The following is a 255-nucleotide window of genomic DNA, read 5'->3' as shown; positions in this document are numbered from 1 at the left end:
CCTCGTCCGACCCGATCCCCAGATCGTCCAGATCCCACGACACGACCGGCTTCTTCTTCGCCGCCATGATCCCCTTGAACGACGGATACCGCGCCTCACCCGACTGGTCCGTCACCGACACCACCGCAGGCAACGAAGCCTCCAGCTGCTCCGAAGCACTGTCACCGTCACGACGGCCCCGCACCACCCCGTCCCCGACCGACACCTCGGACAGCAACGTCACCTGCGGCACACCCAGACGCTCCGCCAGCAACG

The 255-nt window shown here is 67.1% G+C and carries 1 protein-coding gene; it reads right to left on the bottom strand.

Features of this window, described 5'->3' with window-relative positions; all coding sequences use genetic code 11:
- Positions 1-255, bottom strand: a 255-nt coding sequence (locus AADR41_RS43145) for an electron transfer flavoprotein subunit beta/FixA family protein (protein WP_446751217.1), incomplete at both ends; no start/stop codon positions are given.

The organism is Streptomyces sp. CLV115 (assembly GCF_038448545.1).
GTDB classification, from domain to species: Bacteria; Actinomycetota; Actinomycetes; order Streptomycetales; family Streptomycetaceae; genus Streptomyces; species Streptomyces sanglieri.
The sequence above is the reverse complement of the archived record's forward strand: the minus strand, read 5'-3'. Positions and strand labels throughout refer to the sequence as shown.